The organism is Mesorhizobium sp. M7A.F.Ca.CA.004.06.1.1 (assembly GCF_003999135.1).
Classification (GTDB): Bacteria; Pseudomonadota; Alphaproteobacteria; order Rhizobiales; family Rhizobiaceae; genus Mesorhizobium.
Genome location: NZ_RZPQ01000937.1, coordinates 1 through 1952 on the forward strand (window position 1 = coordinate 1; position 1952 = coordinate 1952).

At 63.1% G+C, this 1952-nt stretch carries 3 protein-coding genes; all 3 read right to left on the reverse strand.

Annotated features, from left to right (window positions below):
• The coding region (locus EN906_RS32370) for an FAD-dependent oxidoreductase (protein WP_164777536.1) at window positions 1–255 on the reverse strand (255 nt) is incomplete at its 3' end.
• Between the two features lie 51 nt (window positions 256–306).
• On the reverse strand, window positions 307–1371 hold the full coding sequence (gene hemH / locus EN906_RS32375; RefSeq protein WP_127269750.1) for a ferrochelatase: 1065 nt from the start codon (window positions 1369–1371) through the stop codon (window positions 307–309).
• Between the two features lie 235 nt (window positions 1372–1606).
• Window positions 1607–1952 (reverse strand): LysM peptidoglycan-binding domain-containing protein (locus tag EN906_RS32380; protein WP_127375689.1); only part of this gene is annotated, 346 nt, incomplete at its 5' end.

A 1952-nucleotide genomic window follows, 5' to 3' on the forward strand; every position in this document is an offset into this window, starting at 1 on the left:
TGGCTGGTCTATTTCGAATGCCACCAGTGCGGTGGTTGCGGCCGTCGAGCCCTTCAGCGGGCCGCGCCGGTCGATGCAGATCACCCGATGGCCATCGGCCGTCAGCGCCTCGGCCATCATGGCGCCGCTGATCCCCATGCCGACGACCAGCACATCCGTGTTGACGTCCCGGATCAGGCCGTCCGTCGGCACCGCAGGCGCGCGATAGGCCGACCAGACGGGCTGGCCAGTTCTGAGGTCGAGTTTGCGGGGCATCGCATTCTCCGGAGGCGCGCCTTAACGCCCCGGAGCTTGTGTTGTTCCGGGTTAGACCCAGCCGGACAGTTCGCGCCGCACCATCGCCTCGATCACCGCCATCCCTTCCGCGCTATCGTTGAGGCAAGGTATATGGGCGAAATTCTTGCCGCCGGCATGGTGGAAGGTTTCAGCCGCCTCGCGGCCGATCTCGTCCAGCGTCTCGATGCAGTCGACGGAAAAGCCGGGATTGACGATGGCGATCGACTTGACGCCGTCCCGCGCGAGTTTTTCCACCGTCTTGTCAGTATAGGGCTGCAGCCATTCCTGCGCGCCGAACCGCGACTGGAAGGTAATGATCAGTTTCCCGTCGTCCCAGCCGAGCCGTTCGCGCAACAGCCGCGTCGTCTTCTGGCAATGGCAATGATAGGGGTCGCCCTTCTCGAAATACGGTTTTGGAATGCCGTGATAGGAGGTGATGACCACCTCCGGCTCGAAGTCCAGTGTCGCCAGATGCCGTTCGATCGAGCGCGCTAGCGCCTCGATATAGACCGGCTCGTCATAGTAGGGCGGCACGCTGCGGACCGCCGGTGCGCGGCGCATCTTCATCAGCGCGCGAAACAGCTGATCATTAGCGGTTGCCGTGGTCGTCGCCGAATATTGCGGATAGAGCGGGAAGGTAAGGATGCGGTCGCAGCCCTGGTCGACCAGACTCTGGGCAATGCTGGCGGTTGAAGGGTTGCCATAGCGCATTGCCCAGTCGACGACGACATCAGGCAGGTCGCTCAGCGCTTCGGCCAGCTTTTCGGCCTGGGCGCGGGTATAGGTGCGCAGCGGCGACTCGTTCTTTTCCCGGTTCCAGATCCGGGCGTAGTTGGCGCCCGATTTCTTGGGCCGCGTGGTGAGCACAAGGCCATAGAGGATCGGATACCAGATCGCCTTGTTGAGCTCGATGACGCGCGGGTCGGACAGGAATTCACGGAGATAGCGCCACATCGGCTTGAAATCGGTGCCGTCGGGCGTACCCAGATTGACCAGCATGACGCCGATCTTGCCCGCCTTGACCGGCGGATGCCCAGCGGGCAACGGGCCGGGCGCCTTTGCGGCCTTGGGTTCGGCAGGGGTGGGAAGCGACATAAGGGTTCTCCGGAAGACGCGAACCTAACCATCTTGCGCGCGCATTCAATGCAGCGTCTGGCCGCACCTTAAAGCGGATTGTCTGAATGGATTCAGACGACCCGCTTTAAGCCTTTGTTTTTATGCGCGTCGTTCTCCCAAAACCGACGTCACTTTGGGGGCGACATGAATTAGCCGAAAACAGGACGCCCGTCCGGTTTTCGGACGGGCGGTGTCATTCAGGCATATAGCGGGGCTATTGCGGCGGGATGGTCAGCGTTGCGCCAACAGGAAGCCGGCGCGGCTCATAACCCTTGTTTGCGCCCGAAATGACCTTCCATTTGGCACCGTCGCCATAGGTCTTCTTGGCCAGATCCCAATAAGTGTCGCCGGCAACGATGACATGGCTGGCTTCGGCCGGCACGGCCTCCGCTGGCTTTGCCGGCTCGACGGCGGGAGCCGGTGCCGCCGGGGCGGGGGCTGCTTCAGCCGGTTTTGCCGCCTCTGCCGGTGGCGCCGGCGGGGGTGGCGCTCCCTCTGTCGATATGGCCGGGGGCGTGTTGGCGATGTCGCCCGAGTTGGCCGGCAATTCGGGCATTGCC